The sequence below is a fragment of the Streptomyces sp. cg36 genome, assembly GCF_041080675.1.
In the GTDB taxonomy this organism is placed as follows: Bacteria; Actinomycetota; Actinomycetes; order Streptomycetales; family Streptomycetaceae; genus Streptomyces.
In genome coordinates, this window is the sequence record NZ_CP163520.1 from 619,545 (window position 1) to 633,989 (window position 14,445).

At 73.9% G+C, this 14,445-nt stretch carries 12 protein-coding genes; 7 read left to right on the top strand and 5 right to left on the bottom strand.

Annotation, left to right across the window (positions count from 1 at the left end; genetic code table 11):
• The first annotated feature begins 25 nt into the window (after positions 1–25).
• Both thpR and AB5J87_RS02740 read left to right on the top strand, forming a co-directional pair.
• Positions 26–610: an RNA 2',3'-cyclic phosphodiesterase gene (gene thpR, locus AB5J87_RS02735; RefSeq protein WP_369373491.1), complete on the top strand. Its 585-nt coding sequence runs from the start codon at positions 26–28 to the stop codon at positions 608–610.
• 127 nt (positions 611–737) lie between these two features.
• The gene (locus AB5J87_RS02740; RefSeq protein ID WP_369373494.1) at positions 738–1,172 is read left to right on the top strand and encodes an MmpS family transport accessory protein; all 435 of its coding nucleotides are present in this window, start codon (positions 738–740) and stop codon (positions 1,170–1,172) included.
• Positions 1,173–1,304: 132 nt separating this feature from the next.
• Here the strand turns inward: AB5J87_RS02740 and AB5J87_RS02745 are convergent, their stop codons facing one another.
• Positions 1,305–1,811, bottom strand: a complete 507-nt coding sequence (locus tag AB5J87_RS02745; protein WP_369373497.1) for a hypothetical protein — start codon at positions 1,809–1,811, stop codon at positions 1,305–1,307.
• Positions 1,812–2,025: 214 nt separating this feature from the next.
• Here AB5J87_RS02745 and AB5J87_RS02750 point away from each other — a divergent pair, with 214 nt between their 5' ends.
• Positions 2,026–2,841 (top strand): class I SAM-dependent methyltransferase, encoded by an 816-nt coding sequence (locus AB5J87_RS02750; protein WP_369373499.1) that lies wholly within the window; start codon positions 2,026–2,028, stop codon positions 2,839–2,841.
• Positions 2,842–3,034: 193 nt separating this feature from the next.
• On the opposite strand, the gene AB5J87_RS02755 is transcribed toward AB5J87_RS02750, so the two are convergent.
• The gene (locus tag AB5J87_RS02755; RefSeq protein ID WP_369383336.1) at positions 3,035–3,502 is read right to left on the bottom strand and encodes a MarR family winged helix-turn-helix transcriptional regulator; all 468 of its coding nucleotides are present in this window, start codon (positions 3,500–3,502) and stop codon (positions 3,035–3,037) included.
• Between the two features lie 372 nt (positions 3,503–3,874).
• Between AB5J87_RS02755 and AB5J87_RS02760 the strand changes: the two genes are divergently transcribed.
• The 4 genes from AB5J87_RS02760 (at position 3,875) to AB5J87_RS02775 (ending at position 8,263) form a co-directional block, all read left to right on the top strand.
• The gene (locus tag AB5J87_RS02760; RefSeq protein ID WP_369373501.1) at positions 3,875–4,219 is read left to right on the top strand and encodes a hypothetical protein; all 345 of its coding nucleotides are present in this window, start codon (positions 3,875–3,877) and stop codon (positions 4,217–4,219) included.
• Positions 4,216–6,924, top strand: a complete 2,709-nt coding sequence (locus AB5J87_RS02765) for an AAA family ATPase (RefSeq protein WP_369373503.1) — start codon at positions 4,216–4,218, stop codon at positions 6,922–6,924. The genes AB5J87_RS02760 and AB5J87_RS02765 overlap by 4 nt, the downstream gene beginning before the upstream one ends.
• A gap of 113 nt (positions 6,925–7,037) precedes the next feature.
• The gene (locus AB5J87_RS02770; protein WP_369373505.1) at positions 7,038–7,523 is read left to right on the top strand and encodes a hypothetical protein; all 486 of its coding nucleotides are present in this window, start codon (positions 7,038–7,040) and stop codon (positions 7,521–7,523) included.
• 149 nt (positions 7,524–7,672) lie between these two features.
• Positions 7,673–8,263 carry a hypothetical protein gene (locus AB5J87_RS02775; protein ID WP_369373507.1) on the top strand — a complete coding sequence of 197 codons (591 nt, stop codon included), beginning with the start codon at positions 7,673–7,675 and terminating at the stop codon, positions 8,261–8,263.
• A gap of 57 nt (positions 8,264–8,320) precedes the next feature.
• Here the strand turns inward: AB5J87_RS02775 and AB5J87_RS02780 are convergent, their stop codons facing one another.
• The 3 genes from AB5J87_RS02780 to AB5J87_RS02790 form a co-directional block, all read right to left on the bottom strand.
• Positions 8,321–10,372, bottom strand: coding sequence for a DUF11 domain-containing protein (locus AB5J87_RS02780; RefSeq protein ID WP_369373509.1), 2,052 nt, complete (start codon positions 10,370–10,372; stop codon positions 8,321–8,323).
• A gap of 89 nt (positions 10,373–10,461) precedes the next feature.
• The gene (locus AB5J87_RS02785; RefSeq protein WP_369373511.1) at positions 10,462–12,531 is read right to left on the bottom strand and encodes a hypothetical protein; all 2,070 of its coding nucleotides are present in this window, start codon (positions 12,529–12,531) and stop codon (positions 10,462–10,464) included.
• A gap of 32 nt (positions 12,532–12,563) precedes the next feature.
• The gene (locus AB5J87_RS02790; protein WP_369373513.1) at positions 12,564–14,159 is read right to left on the bottom strand and encodes a hypothetical protein; all 1,596 of its coding nucleotides are present in this window, start codon (positions 14,157–14,159) and stop codon (positions 12,564–12,566) included.
• Positions 14,160–14,445 lie beyond the last annotated feature (286 nt).

The window sequence follows — 14,445 nt, forward strand, 5'->3', positions numbered from 1 at the left end:
CCCCGGACCAGGTACGAAGTCCTTCGTGGACAACCAGGTGCCGGGCGCGACCATCCGGATATTCATCGCCCTCGCCCCGCCCGACGACGCCAAGGCGGAGCTGGAGCGGGCGCTGCTCCCCGCCTACGAGGCGCATCCGCGCCTGCGGTGGAACCGCGTCGAGGACTGGCACATCACCCTCGCCTTCCTCGGCGAGCTCCCGGTCGCCACCGTCCCCCTGCTGCGACCGCCGCTCGCGGCCCTCGCGGCGGCGCACCCGCCCGTACGGCTGGCGCTGCGCGGCGGCGGCCACTTCGACGAGCGGGTGCTGTGGAGCGGGATCGGCGGGGACCTCGACGGGCTGCACCTGCTCGCCGACGCGGTCCGCGGTGTGGTCAAGGAGTGCGGTGTGCCCTTCGCGGACCGGCCCCTGCGCCCCCATCTGACGCTCGCCCGGGCCCGCCGCGCCGAGCCCCCGGGGGTGGTGGAGACGGCCGCCGCGCTCGCCGGCTTCACCGGCCGCGCCTGGCCCGCCGGGCGTCTGCACCTGGTCGGCAGCAACATCGGCCGCGGCCCCGGGCCGATCCGCTACCGCGACCTCGAAGCCTGGGAGTTCACCGGCGAGGTGTGATTCCGGGGCCCCTTCACGGCCCGGCGAGGCGGACGCGAACGGTTTGACTTTACCTTCTCTTTACGATTTGGTGGGGCGCGCACCACGCCTGAACCACTTACTCCGCTTTGATCCGGGAGAACCACCCTTGAAGCGCACCTTCCGCGCCGCCGCCGGCACGCTCGCCGCCGCCGGGCTCGCCATCGGCCTCACCGCCTGTTCCGGGACCGCCGACAAGGCGGCCGACAAGGCCGCCGAGCAGGTCGACAAGGTCGTGAGCGACACGTATGAGGTCACCTACGAGGTCACCGGCAAGGGCGTGGACTCCATCGACTTCCACGGCGGGGGCGGCGAGGCGATGAAGCCCAGGATCGAGACCGTCGAGAAGCCCGCGCTGCCGTGGAAGAAGACCGTCACGCTGCGCGGCATCATGCCGCCCGCGGTCATGCCCGTGGCCGTGGACCCGTCCGGCACGGACGTCACCTGCAGGATCACCTACAAGGGCAAGGTGCTCAAGGAGGAGAAGGGCCAGAGCCTCGCGACGGCGGGCGGCTGCGTCGCGGTCTCGCCCGCCGGGCAGTAAACCGTCTGCCGGGCGCGGGGACGGCCGGGCGCCAGGGGACGGCCCGACGGGAGGGGGCGGCCCGGCGGGCAGTGACCGTATTCCGGGCGGTGACCGCCCGCCCGGGAGCGACCCCGCCCGCGTCCCGCACCCTCAGCCCTTGTCACCCCGCTCCCGCTTGTTCGACGCGACCCAGTCGTCGTGGGCCTGCCACGCGTAGAGGGTGTCCCCCTCCGCGTACACGTAGTAGAGGCCGCAGCGCGCGGTGGGGTTGGCCGCGCTCTTCGGGAACCAGCCCGCCTTGAGGGCCGGGGGCCGGGGCGCGGCCGACTCCTTGAACGGTGTGCAGGCGGCAGGCAGCCCGCCCTTGGGCAGGGTGGCCTTGAGGAGGCGGTCCCCGCCGGTGGTCTTCATCGCGTACTCGACGGCCCGGGCATCGTCCGGGAGCCAGCGCGGCACCGACTCGCGGTCCGCCTTCGCCTTGCTGCCGGTGGCGTACGAGGAGGCCAGGTCGTGGCGGTTCTCGAACCAGTCGACCGCGGCGGGAACGACGACCACGGCCGCGAAGGCCGCCACGACCGCGCCCCCGGCGACGGTGAGTCCGACGGTACGGGCGCGGGTGCGTCTGCGGGGGCTCGGGGTGTTTCCGGTCGCGGCCATGGTCGTGTGCTCCTCGGGAGATGTGCTGGGTCGTGCTTGCGCTGCCGTTGCTTCCATTGTTCGGGGCGCGCATCGCCCTTCTCGTACGCCGCGAGGAGCAAACCTCGTACGACTCTGGGCTGACCCGGCCCGGCGACACCCCCCAGGGGTCGGACCCCACCGGCTCGCCCCGCGACCTCCTCCCGGGCGTACGGGAGCGGGGGACAATCGCGGTATGACGCCTTCCGCCCCCGGCTCCCCCGACGACCGCGGCTATCTCCTCGACAACGCGCAGCGGGAGGCGGGCACCCGCTTCGACGCGCTGGGCGAGCTCTTCGACCCGACCACCTTCCGCCACATCGAGAGCCTGGGCATCGCCCCGGGATGGCGGTGCTGGGAGGTGGGTGCGGGCGGCCCTTCGGTGGTGTCCTGGCTCGCCGACCGCGTCGGGCCGGGCGGCCGGGTCCTGGCGACCGACATCGACACCTCCTGGGCCTCGCGCGCCGCGGGCGGCGTCGTCGAGGTGCTGCGCCACGACGTGGGCCGGGACGCACCCCCGGCGCACGGCTTCGACCTCGTCCACGCCCGTCTGGTGCTGGTCCACGTGACCGACCGGGAGCGGGCCCTGCGCTCCATGGCCGACGCCCTCCGGCCCGGCGGATGGCTGCTGCTGGAGGACGCCGATCCGGCGGCGCAGCCGCTGATCTGCCTCGACGAGTACGGTCCCGAGCAGGCCCTGGCCAACCGGCTGCGGGCCGGTTTCCGGTCCCTGCTCGCGGCCCGCGGCGCCGATCTGGCCTACGGGCGCAAGCTCCCGCGCCTGCTGAGGGAGGCGGGGCTGGCCGATGTCGCCGCCGACGCCCACTTCCCCGTCACGTCCCCGGCCTGCGACGTCCTGGAAGCGGCCACCGTGCGCCAGGTCCGCGACAAACTGCTGGCGGCGGGGCTGGCCACGGAGCAGGAGATCGAGGACCACCTCGCCCATGTCGAGTCGGGCCGCCTCGACCTGACCACGGCCCCGATGATCTCCGCGTGGGGGCGCCGCCCGTAGTGGAGCGGAACCCGCCGTTCCCGCAGGCCGCGCGGGCCCGTCGGCGGTGGACGCCTCGCCGGGAGGGGGCGTCGGCGAGGCGCACCTCAGTGTGGCAGCGGCGGGGCCGCCCGGGGGTGTACCGGTGAGGAGTTGGCCGGGACACGACGCACCCCCGCTCCACCCCTCCCCCGCGATCCGGCGCCCGAGCCGGCTACCGCCCCGGTGCGAGCGGGTCCGCGACGAGGCCGCCGATGCGGCGCACCTGCGCGAAGGGGTCCACGGCGAGCTCCCCCGCCGCACGGGTGAGCGCGCGCAACGCCGGTACGAGTCCGGCGCGTTCCTCGGCGGGCAGCCGGGCGACGAGCGCGCCGATCTCGGCCCGCCGGTGCGCCATGACCCGCTCGACCAGCGCGCACCCCTCGGCGGTCGGACGCAGGACCACCTCGCGGCGGTTGGCGGGATTGGGGGCCCGGTCGACCAGACCGGCCGCCGCCAGCCGGTCGACCATCCGCATGGCGGTGGACGGGTTGACCCCCAGGGTGTCCGCCATGGCCGCCAGCTTCAGCGGCGCACAGCTCTCCAGGACCACCAGGGCGCGCAGTTGCGGGAGCGTCATGGCGTCGTCGATCGACGCGAGGGCGCGGGCGGAGACGGCGACAAGCAGCCGTGAGGCGGCCATGACGGCGACGGTCACTTCGTCGGCCTCGCGGTCGAGTCCGGAGGTCTCACCGGGATGGCCGCGCCCGGCCCCGCCGGACCTGGCGGTTCGCGGTGCGTCATCGTCGTACGCCATGGGGTCTGTTATACCCGCACGTACCCCGCAGTCCCCGCCCGTCCCCGCGGGAGCGTCACCCGCGCCCTCACCTCCTGGCCCGCGACACCTGCCGGGTCCGCCACGGTCGCACCGTCCGCGCCCGCGGCCCCGGCCGCCGCCGGGACCCGGACTCCACCGGCCCGGGAAAACGCGTCGAAGTCTGCCCATCGGCCGGGTGGAGGTGGGATCCTGACCTTGCTGCACGGATGCCGATCACGTGATCCACGGGGGAGCCGCATGGCCGAGGTACGGATCAGCGCGGGGAGCGCCGCGGGCGCCACGGCCCTGACCGGGTGGTTGCTGCGCGATCCCTCCGTCGCCCGGGCGGGCGTCACCATCGAGCCCGGCGGCACGGCCGCGCCACCGGTCACCACCATGGGGACGGTGGACACGGTGACCGCCGTGGCCAACAGCGCCGTCGGGCTGATCGGACTGCTCGTCACCACCGCCGCCTGGCGGCGCCCCCGGGGCGTGCAGCGGCCGGTCGTCCGGATCACCGAGAGCGACGGCACCGTCCTCGAGGGCACGGCGGAGGACGTCATCGAGGTCCTGCGGGCCCGCACGGAGCAGTCCGGCACATGACGGCGCTGCTCTCCGACCCCGCGGCCTCGCGGGCGGTACTGATCGGCGTGCCCCGCTACTCGCCGGGGAGCCGACTCGCCCAACTCCCCGCCGTGGAAAGGAACATCACGGCCCTGCGGGACGCGCTGTGCGACGACGCCGTGTGGGGGCTGCGCCCGGACAGCTGCCGGGTGCTCGGCGGCGAGGCCAACGGCGACGCCGTCATGGGCGCCATCAGCGACGCCGTGGGCGAGGCCACCGACACCCTGCTCGTCTACTACGCCGGGCACGGCCTGCTCCACCCCGACCGGCTCTCCGAACTCCATCTCGCCCTGCACGACTCGAACGAGCACCAGATGTGGCGCGCGCTGCCCTACGCCCATGTGCGCGACGAGGTGCGCGCGGCACACCGGCGGCACGGCCTCAAGTGCGCCGTGGTCCTGGACTGCTGCTTCAGCGGCACCGCCGTCGAGGGCGGGATGAGCTCCCGCGAGGCGCTGCTGAAGCGGGCCGCCGACATCGACGGCGTCTGCGTGCTCACCTCCAGCGCGGCCACCGAGGTCGCGTACTCGATGGCCGACGAGGAGCTGTCCGCCTTCACCGGCGCCCTGCTCGGGCTGCTGCGCTCGGGCGTGCCCGAGGCGGGGCCGGTGCTCGACTTCGGGACCCTGCACGCCCGGCTGCACCGGACGCTCAGCGCGCGCGAACACCCCCAGCACCCGCAGATCGGGGCGCACAACTCGGGCGAGCGGATCGCCGTCTTCCACAATGCCGCCTTCACCGCGTCGGCCGCGCCCGGGGCGGGCCCTGCTTCCGGCGCGCCGGAACCGGGGCCCGCCACACGGCTGTTCGGCCGGGAGCGCGAGCTGCGGGAGCTCACGGCGCGGGCCGCCGAGGGGCCCGGCGCCCTGGTCGTGCACGGGCCGCCCGGCGTGGGCAAGTCGGCGCTCGCGGCCGAGCTGCACCGACGGCTGACCGACGGCGGGGACCAGACCATGACGGGCGGCGTCCCGGTCACCCTGCTCGACGACGTGAACGGCCCGATGGGCGCCTCCCCCGGCGACGGGGTGCCGCACGACGCGCTGCTCCTGATCACCAGCCGCTCCTCGCTCACCGACGCGCTGCCGCCCCAGCGCGTGCGGCGCTACGCGCTGGCCCCGCTGGAGGTGGCCGACGCGGTGGCGCTGCTCCAGGACATCAGCGGACTCACCGGGCACGAGGGCGAACTCGCCGAGATCGCCGAGCTGCTCAGCTGCTTCCCGCTCGCCCTGCGCCCCATCGCGGCCCGGCTCCGCCGCACCCCGCCCGATCTGCTGCTCGACGCGATGCGGGAGTCGGACCGGCCGCTGCAGCACCTGCACTCCGACGACGACCGGGTCCGTACCGCGTTCACCGTGTCGTACGAAACCCTCGGCGGCCAGCAGAGGCGGGTGCTCCAGAACTGCGCGGGGCATCCGGGGCCGGACTTCGACCGGCACTCCGCCGCCGCGCTCTGCCGTCTCTCCCCCGGCATCTGCGGGCTGATGCTGGAGGAGCTCGTGGACGTCGGGCTGCTCCAGCGCGCGGGCGACCGCTACGCCTTCCACGACCTGTACCGCAGCTACTCGCGCACCACCCCCGCCGAGGAGAGCGAGCGGCGCACCGCGCTCTACGGGCATCTGCGCGGCCGGCTGGAGTCCGCCCCCGACGACGGCTCCCACCCGGTCTGGCGGGCCGCCGCCCTCGGCGAACTGCGGGCCGCGGCCCGGGCCGCGCGCGAGGACCGGTGGAGCTCGGCCACCGAGCTGAGCTGCGCCGTGGCCGGCGCCCTGCACGCGGAGTCCCGGCCGGGTGAGGCCCGGGAGGAGGCCGAGGCCGCCCTCCGGTACGCGTCCGCCGTGGACCGCGAGGACGGCCCCGGTGCCGCCCGCTCCCGCACCGCGCTGGCCCGGGCCGCCCTGGTCCTGCTGGGCGCCGCGCCGGACCGCGCCGCACCGGCGGTGGTCACCCCGTCCGCGACCCGCCAGGAGGTGGCCGCCGCGCTGCTCCGGGCCGAGGTGCGGGCGCCGCTGGACGACGCCGCGCGCGCCCGCCACCTGATGTCCCTCGCCGAACAGGCGCTGGCCGCCGATCTCGTGGACGAGGCCCTGCGGTTCCAGACCGAGGCGGGTTCGCTCGCGGAGAAGTCCGGGGACCTGGGCCTGCGGGCCGAGTCGCTGGTGGGCCTCGCGGCGCTGCGCATCTACGCCGGGCGGCACCGGGACGCGGTGGAACCGGCCCGTCGCGCGGCCCGGCTGCTCGACGAGCGCGGCGACCGGGAGGGGGCGGCCCACGCCTTCGCGACGGCGGCCGAGGCCCTGCGCAAAACGGGAGACCCGATCCGGGCCCGTCGCGACGCCGACCTCGCGTTCAAGCGCTTCGCGACGGTGGACGACCCCGCCGCGCTCAGCTACGCCTACCGTCTGATCGCCAAGGTCGAATGGGCGCTGGGCGACCGGGTACGGGCGCGTGGGCTCATGGCGGAGGCGCTCCGGCTGCGCCACGGCCCCGGCGTCGAGGACGGGCCCTCGACCCGGGCCATCGCCCACCCCTCGTCCCGGGCGGTCCGCATGGGCATCCCGCCGGGCTTCTCGGTACCGCCGCCCCCGGACCCGGCGGACCAGACGGACTCGGCGGACTCGGCGGACTCGGCGGACTCGGCGGACTCGGCGGACTCGGCGAATCTGACGGACCCTCAACCCCCGTAGTTACGGGCCCGTTCGCCGGATGCGGCGGGGTGCGGGCGCGTAGCCTGTCACGCGGCGCGAGCGAGTGATGTCGCCGCGTGCACGTTCCGTTCCCGTACCAGGAGTGCTCCGCCATGCACATATCCAGACCCTCCCGCTCTCGGCGCGCCAGAGCCGCCGTCCTCGGTGCGGCCCTGGCGGCCGTCCTCACCCTGGCGGGCTGCCAGGACAGCGACTCCGGCGCGGCCCCGCCGCCACCGTCGATCACCGCGAAGTCCACCCCCGCGGCCTCGCCCTCCCCCACCCCGACGCCCACCGCCTCCGTCCACTCCGCCACTCCCACGCCGACGCCGAGCCGCACCAGCGCGAAGCCGCACACCCCGGCCGCCGCGCCCACCAAGCCGCACACCCCCAGGCCCCCGGCGCCGGGCGGCCGGGCGAGCGCCAAGGCCACCGGTTCCGCGCACTCCGGCAGCTGCGAGATCGTCTCCAACGCGGGCAACTGCTACAACGCGGGCCAGTTCTGCCGCAAGGCCGATCTCGGGCGGTCCACGGACGCGGCGAACGGGCGGACGATCTACTGCCGGATGGTGAGCGGACGACCCCATTGGCAGTATTGACGCTCCCTCAGTTTCCGTTCCGCGCGCGCCACATACGTACCGGTCGTACACCCCTCTCCCGTTTTCGCGACAAGGGCTGACAGGGGTGTGCGACACGTGCCACGTTGTACCCCGCCACGCCGAGACGCACCCGCTCTTCGGGAGGACGTATGCCGCGGTACGCGAAGAATCCGAAAGAGGCCGAGCAGGACCTCATCGAATACTGCGAGGAGATCGGGTTCGACCCCGAGTGGGTGGAACCCCGCAAGTGGGCCTCCTCCATCGACATCGCCCAGGACAAGGAGCTCGGCTTCGCCGGGGCCCGCAAGACCATCGACAGCGACAAGGAAGACATGGTCAAGTCGGGCGCGAGGGACGCCCGCGCGGCCAAGCTGGCGGCGGACCCGAGCGGACTGCTGGCCGCCGTGAAGGTGAACTACAAGCTCAAGGGCTCGCTGGTGGGCACCATACTCAAGCAGTGCGCGGACGCGTACGTCGGCGGCGAGCGGGTCAACCTCGGGCTGGGCGGCACCCCGATGGACGCCGACGCCTACGGGGAGCTGCGCGGCGAGTGGGGGCTGGCGTCCGGGCTGGCGGGGGGCGGTGTGTTCACCGAGTTCGTGAGCCACGCCCCCCAGGACAAGGCCGCTCTCGGCAAGGGCTCCGTCGGCGGGACGCTCGCCCAGCGCAAGGTGCAGGGCAATCTGCTGGTCAAGATCTGCGGCGTGCGGTTCAACATGCACATCGACATCGCGGACTGACACACCGCCGGGGGCGGACCGCGCGTGCGGCCCGCCCCCGGTCGGTGGGACCGTGGATCAAGGGGTCTGCTTGGTCACCTCCAGGTCCGCGGTGGGCTTCTTGACGCTTCCGCCGGGCGGGCCGGTGGTGCTGGAGTTGTTGTCCGTCACCGGGTCCGCGGTGGCCGAGGTCACCGTGGCGGTGTTCTGGATGTCGGACCCGTCACCGGTGTAGGTGGCGGCCAGCTTCACCTTGAACACCCATGTCACCGAGGCACCGGGGGCCAGGGTCGCCCGCGGCCCGCAGACCACGTCGTGGCCCGCCGTGCAGGGGTCGTCCGAGGACACGAAGCTCAGCGCCGTCGGCAGGGTGTCGGTCACCTTGACCTCCTCCGCCTGCGAGGGGCCCTTGTTGGTGACGGTCACCGAGTACTCGAAGGTCTCGCCGGGCGCGACCGGTGTGTTGGTGACCGGCTTCTTCACGATGGCCAGGTCCGAGGAGGGCGGGTTGATCCGGCCGCCCGGCGGGGTGGCCGTGGAGGTGTCGTTCTCGCTGGTCGGGTCGATGTTGTCGGCGGTGACCTGGGCGGTGTTCTTCATGTCGCTGCCGTCGCCGCGGTAGGCGGGGTCCACCTTCACCGTCAGGAAGTAGTCGACGGTTTCCCCCACCTTCAGCGGGGCGGTGCGCCGGCAGGAGACGGCACGCCCGGAGACGGTGCAGCCGCTCGGGTTGGACGCCACGTACGACAGCCCCTCGGGCAGGTTGTCGGTGAGCTTCACGTTGTAGGCGTCGGCCGACGGGCCGTTGTTGGTCACCGTGATCTTGTAGTCGAAGGTGGTGCCCGGTGTCGGCGGGGTGTCGCCGACCGCCGTCTTGGTCACCGCCAGGTCGGCCGTGGGCTTGTTGACCTTGCTGCCCGGCACTCCGGCGGGCGAGCTGGTGTTGTTGGCCGGGACCGGGTCCTTGGTGTCGGATCCGACGGTCGCGGTGTTGCGGATGTCGCTGCCGTCGCCGGTGTAGTTGGAGTCCAGGCGCACCCGGAACTTCCAGGTGCGCGAGGCACCCGGCTCCAGTACCGCCTGGGGGCCGCAGGTGACGTTCTGGCCGCTCGCGGTGCAGCCGTCCGCCGAGTCGACGAAGGCCAGCTGCGCCGGCAGGGCGTCGGTCATCTTCACGTTCTTCGCCCTTGAGGGGCCATCGTTGTGCGCGGTGACCGCGTACTCGAAGGTCTCGCCCGGGGCGATCGGCGTGGTGGTGACGGGCTGCTTGGCCGCCCACAGGTCGGCCTGCGGTGCGGTGACCCCGCCGGGTGGCAGCACCGCGGTGCTGGTGTTGTTGGTGAGGTCGGGGTCCTTGGAGTCCGAGGTGCTGGTGGCGCTGTTGTGGACGTCCGAGCCGTCGCCCTCGTAGGCGGAGCTGAGCTTCACCTTGAAGGTCCACTTCGCGGTCCCGCCGGGCACCAGCCTGGCCTGCGGGCCGCACGTCACCTTCTGGCCGGACGCCGTGCACGGGTCGCCCGAGGACACGAAGGTGACACCGTCCGGCAGGGTGTCGGTGGCCGTGACGTTGCGGGCGTCGGAGGGCCCGGCGTTGGAGGCCGCGATCTCGTACTCGTACTCCTGGCCCGGCACCGTGGGACCGCTGCCCAGGGCCGTCTTGACGGTGGAGATGTCGGACTGCGGGGTGAACGGCCCCGGCGGGATGACCGGCTTGGGCTTGTTGTTGTCCGGGTCCGGGTCGGTCGCCTCCGAGGTGCCCGTCGCCGCGTTGCCCAGGTCCGAGCCGTCACCCTGGTACGAAGGGCTCAGCCGGGCGACGAACTTCCACTTCTTGCTCTGGCCCACGCCGAGCTGCGCCTCGGGCCCGCAGGTCACGGTCTGCCCGGAGGCCGTGCAGCCGTCGGCGGAGGAGACGAACGTGATGCCCTCGGGCAGGGTGTCGGTCGCCGTCGCGTTGCGCGCCACGGACGGTCCGTTGTTCTTCGCCGTGAGGGTGTAGGTGATCAGACCGCCGGGCGGGGTGACCGCGGCGGACGCGGGACTCAGCCCGGACCACTGCGGCAGTGCGCAGAGCAGCGCGGCGGCCGAGGCGCCCAGCCAGCGGCGCCGACGACGTCGTGTCGTTCTCATCTCGCATCGTTTCCGTTCGTGCTCCGGTCGCCGTACACCGATGTACGGACGTGTGGGGCGGCGGCCCGCCGGACGGGCGGGACGCCGGGTCAGGCGGGAGAGTCGGCCTGCTTGGCGAACTCCAGGTCCGCGGTGGGCGGCTTGACCTTGCCGCCCGGCACAGTGGCGGTGCCACTGTTGTTGGTGGTGTCGGGGTCCGCCGTGTCGGCCGCGGCCGTCGCGGTGTTGCGGACGTCGGTGCCGTCACCGCTGTAGGCCGGGTCCAGCGTGACCCGGAACGTCCACGACACCTGGGAGCCCGGAGTCAGGGTCGCGACCGGGCCGCAGGTGACGGTGGTGCCCTTGACCGCGCAGGCGTCGTTGGAGGAGAGGAACGTCAGCGCGTCGGGCAACGGGTCGACGACCCGGACCCCGCGGGCCACCGAGGGGCCGTTGTTGACGACGGTCACGGTGTAGGCGTAGCTCTCGCCCGGTGCCACCCGGGCCGTGGTGGTCGTCTTCTTGACGGCGGCCAGATCGGCCTGCGGCGGCCGGACCCCGCCCGGGGGCAGCACGGCGGCACTGGTGTTGTTGGAGGTGTCCGGGTCCGTGACGTCGTGCGTGATCGTCGCGGTGTTGCCGAGGTCGGTGCCGTCGCCGGTGTACGCGGCTCCGAGGCGGACCCGGAACGTCCACGACTGCGAGGCGCCGGCGGCCAGGCGGGCGACGGTGGGACAGGTGATCGTGCGGCCCGAAGCCGTGCATCCGTCGGGCGACGAGACGAACGTCAGCCCGGCCGGAAGGGTGTCGGTCGTCCGCACGTTGCTGGTGTCCGAGGGGCCGTTGTCCCGTGCGGTGATCCGGTAGTCGAACGTCTCGCCGGGGGCCACCGGGCCGGTGCCGAGGGCCTCCTTGGTCACCGACGCGTCGGCCCGTGCGGTGACGGTGGTCACCGCCGACGCGGAGTTGTCGGCCGTGTCGGTGTCGATCCGGTCGGTCGGGGCGGTCACCGTCGCCGTGTTGGTCAGGGTCGTCGGCTGCGCGGGGGCGGTGCCGGTGATGGTGTACGTGACGGTGCCGTTGCGCAGCACGTCCGCCGTGGTGTTGAGGTCTCCGGTGCCGGAGGCCCTGGCGCAGGCGCTGCCCTGGCTCGCGGCGCACGTCCAGCGCACCCCGGTCAGACCCGGCACCGCGTCCTTCACGACCGCGCCCGTCACGTCGTTGGCGTCGCTGTTGGAGACCGTCACGGTGTACGTCACCGGTCCGGTGCCGGCGCCGACGGTGCTCGGCTTGCCCGTCTTGCTGATGGTGAGGTTGGCCGGGACGTTGATGGTGAGGTCCCCGACCTCGTGGTTGTTGGTGGCGCCGCCCGTACCGGCGGAGAAACCCACCCTCAGTGTGGAGGGGAGCGCGGGCTGGTTCGTGATGGCGGACACGTCGTAGTCGCTGATGAGGCTGGTCAGGGCGGTGCCCGGGCCGGAGTCCGACCACACCGACAGCATCGGCTTGCCGTTCTTGGGCTGGACGGCGATCCGGACGGTGCGGAAGTTGGCCCGGCTGCCCGTCTCCACGGTGCCGCCGGGGCCGTTGGCCGAGGTGCCGAAGCGGTAGCCGGTGGTACCGCTGCCACCGCCCCGCACCACGATCTTGTTCGCCTGTGTGCCGGGGCCGCTGGCACCGGTGGAGTTGGACGAGAAGTTGCCGAACTCGTCGAGGCCGATGCCGAGGAAGGCACCCGGCACACCGTTGGAGGTGCAGCGCGTCGACGAACCCGCGCAGGCGTAGCCGAGCGCACCGCCCAGGGCGCCCGTTCCGGTGGACGCGCTGCCGTCGGCGAGGAAGAACGCCATGCCGTCGCCGCGCTTGCCGTCGAACGTGCTGCCGCCGTAGGTGGCGTAGGTGAACTCGGCGACGATGCCGAGGCTGGTGGAGAAGGAGTCCTTCATCTGCCAGGACCCGGCCTGCGAGGCCGTGGCGGGCGTGAGCCGCAGCCAGCCGTTCTGGTAAGTGGCGCTCCCGGTCGCGGTGCCCACGTCGTTGCCGTTGTCGAAGGTCTCGCGCACGGGGAAGGTCAGCGCCCGGGGCGCCCCGGCGAGCGCGCCCGCCGTCGCCGGCCGGAGCAGCCCGCCCAGCCCGAGCACCAGCGCGAACGCCACCAGGACCGTGGTCAGACGGCGCACACGGGCAGCCGGTCCCCCGGCACACCGACGGGTCATCGCCTGGGCTCCCCGGACGTGCGGCGGCGCGCCGCGGTCACCAGGACGGCGCCCGCCGCCACCGCCGTACCGGCCAGCCAGCCCAGCCAGTCCGGCACGTCGCTGCCGGTGTCGGGCAGTTCGCCGTCCGGCTCCTGCCAGGGCTTCACATAGAGCGGACCGCCGTCGGGGCCGGTGGTGTGCGAGGCGTTCTGGTTGTTGGACTCGTCCGGGTCGCGGGTCGCGGAGGTGACCGACGCGATGTTGTCGATCTGGCGCAGATGGCGCGGCAGCGACTTGGCGACCCGCACGGTGATCTCGTACGAGACCGACGCCCCCGGCGCCAGCCGGTCCAGGGACGGGCAGAGGACCGTGCGGGCGTTCGCCTCGTCGGGGGCGCAGTCGTCCGACGACGCGACGAAGCTCAGCTCACCGGGGAGCGGGTCGCTCACCCGCACCTGGCGGGCCACGCCCGGGCCCTGGTTGCGCACCGTGATCCGGTACCGGAAGGTCTCCCCGGGCCGGACCCAGCGGCGCCCCTCGGCCAGCACGGCCGTCTTGGTCAGCGCGAGGTCGGCGCGCCCCCAGTCCGGGCTCACCGGCAGACCCGTCACGGAGGCGGTGTTGTTCTCCGGGCGGGGGTCGTGGGTGGGGGAGGTGACGGACGCGGAGTTGGTGATGTCCGAGCCGTCGCCGTCGTAGTCGTCCGCCAGTCGTACGGTCACGGACCAGGCGTGGGACTCCCCCACCCCGAGCTTCGGCAGCGGGCCGCAGGTGATCGTCCGGCCGCGCGCCGTGCAGCCGTCGCGGGACGAGACGAAGACGAGGGACTCGGGCAGCTCGTCGGTCACGGTGACGTCGGTCGCCTGGGAGGGGCCGTGGTTGACGGCGGTGATGAGGTAGTCGTAGACCCCGTCCGGCCCGCGCACGGCGCCGCCCGCGCGGCCTCCCGGCTCTCCCCGGCCGATCGCTTCGGCGCTCGCCACGAGATCGGCCTGCCCGACCGGCCGCCGCGCCCCGGCCGCCGGGGACGAACCCCCGGCGCCACGACCGGCCGGTGCCTCGGTGGACGGGACGGCGAAGGAGTGCTCGGGGCGTACGGGGGTGCGGCCGGGCCGGTGCGCGGGCGCGGCGGTCCCGGGCGGGTCCGGGACGGGGGTCCCGGGCGCGGCGGACGAGGTGGTGGCCGGGCCGGTGGACGCGGTCGCCTCGGCTGCGGGAGTGGACGCGGTCGGCTCGGCCGCAGAGGTGGACGCGGCGGGCTCGGAGGGGGCGGGGGCCGCGGTCTCCGGGTGGACGGGCGCGGCGCTCGCGGCGGAAGGGGTCTCCGACGCCGCCGACGGGGACGCGGAGACGCTCGCGGACGCCGGGGCGGAGGCCGAGGCCGACGCGGACTTGGACGGCTCGGGCGCGGCCTCCGTGGCGGAGGCCGACGGGGACGCGTCCGCGCCCGTCACCAGCTGTGGGGCGGCAGGTGACGGTGTGACGGATGCCGCCGCGGACGGCAGCCCGAGCAGTACGGGACCGGCGGTCACCGCGCATCCCAGCAGCACGGTCACCGCCCGGCGAGGCCAAGGCCGCTCGCTCCCGGACCCCCTGATGATGCGTTCCATGAAACGACCGCCTCCACATCCCGCGACCCGGCCACAGAGATCCCGTACATCGGAATATGATCGTTTTATCCGTTTTGTCTGATTCGTGCACTGATCCCGCGAGCGAAAGAGTGATCATGATGGGCTGACGGGGGCTCAGGGGCCGCGCGGAACCGCGCGGGAGCCGCCCGAGGGGGCGTCAGAACACTTCACCGAGTCGACCCCGAACGGTTCCACGGAGTCCGCGGCGCACCCCACGACCCGCGCTCCGACCCGCAACCCGCGACCCGATCCGCGCCGAACGCCG

Bases quoted from the DNA above. Each gene is read 5' to 3' on its own strand.
- AB5J87_RS02755 (WP_369383336.1), bottom strand. From the start codon at position 3,502: ATGGCCGCCTCACGGCTGCTTGTCGCCGTCTCCGCCCGCGCCCTCGCG.
- AB5J87_RS02775 (WP_369373507.1), top strand. From the start codon at position 7,673: ATGCCGCGGTACGCGAAGAATCCGAAAGAGGCCGAGCAGGACCTCATC.
- AB5J87_RS02750 (WP_369373499.1), top strand. From the start codon at position 2,026: ATGACGCCTTCCGCCCCCGGCTCCCCCGACGACCGCGGCTATCTCCTC.
- AB5J87_RS02790 (WP_369373513.1), bottom strand. From the start codon at position 14,159: ATGGAACGCATCATCAGGGGGTCCGGGAGCGAGCGGCCTTGGCCTCGC.
- AB5J87_RS02745 (WP_369373497.1), bottom strand. From the start codon at position 1,811: ATGGCCGCGACCGGAAACACCCCGAGCCCCCGCAGACGCACCCGCGCC.
- AB5J87_RS02780 (WP_369373509.1), bottom strand. From the start codon at position 10,372: ATGAGAACGACACGACGTCGTCGGCGCCGCTGGCTGGGCGCCTCGGCC.
- AB5J87_RS02765 (WP_369373503.1), top strand. From the start codon at position 4,216: ATGACGGCGCTGCTCTCCGACCCCGCGGCCTCGCGGGCGGTACTGATC.
- AB5J87_RS02770 (WP_369373505.1), top strand. From the start codon at position 7,038: ATGCACATATCCAGACCCTCCCGCTCTCGGCGCGCCAGAGCCGCCGTC.
- AB5J87_RS02760 (WP_369373501.1), top strand. From the start codon at position 3,875: ATGGCCGAGGTACGGATCAGCGCGGGGAGCGCCGCGGGCGCCACGGCC.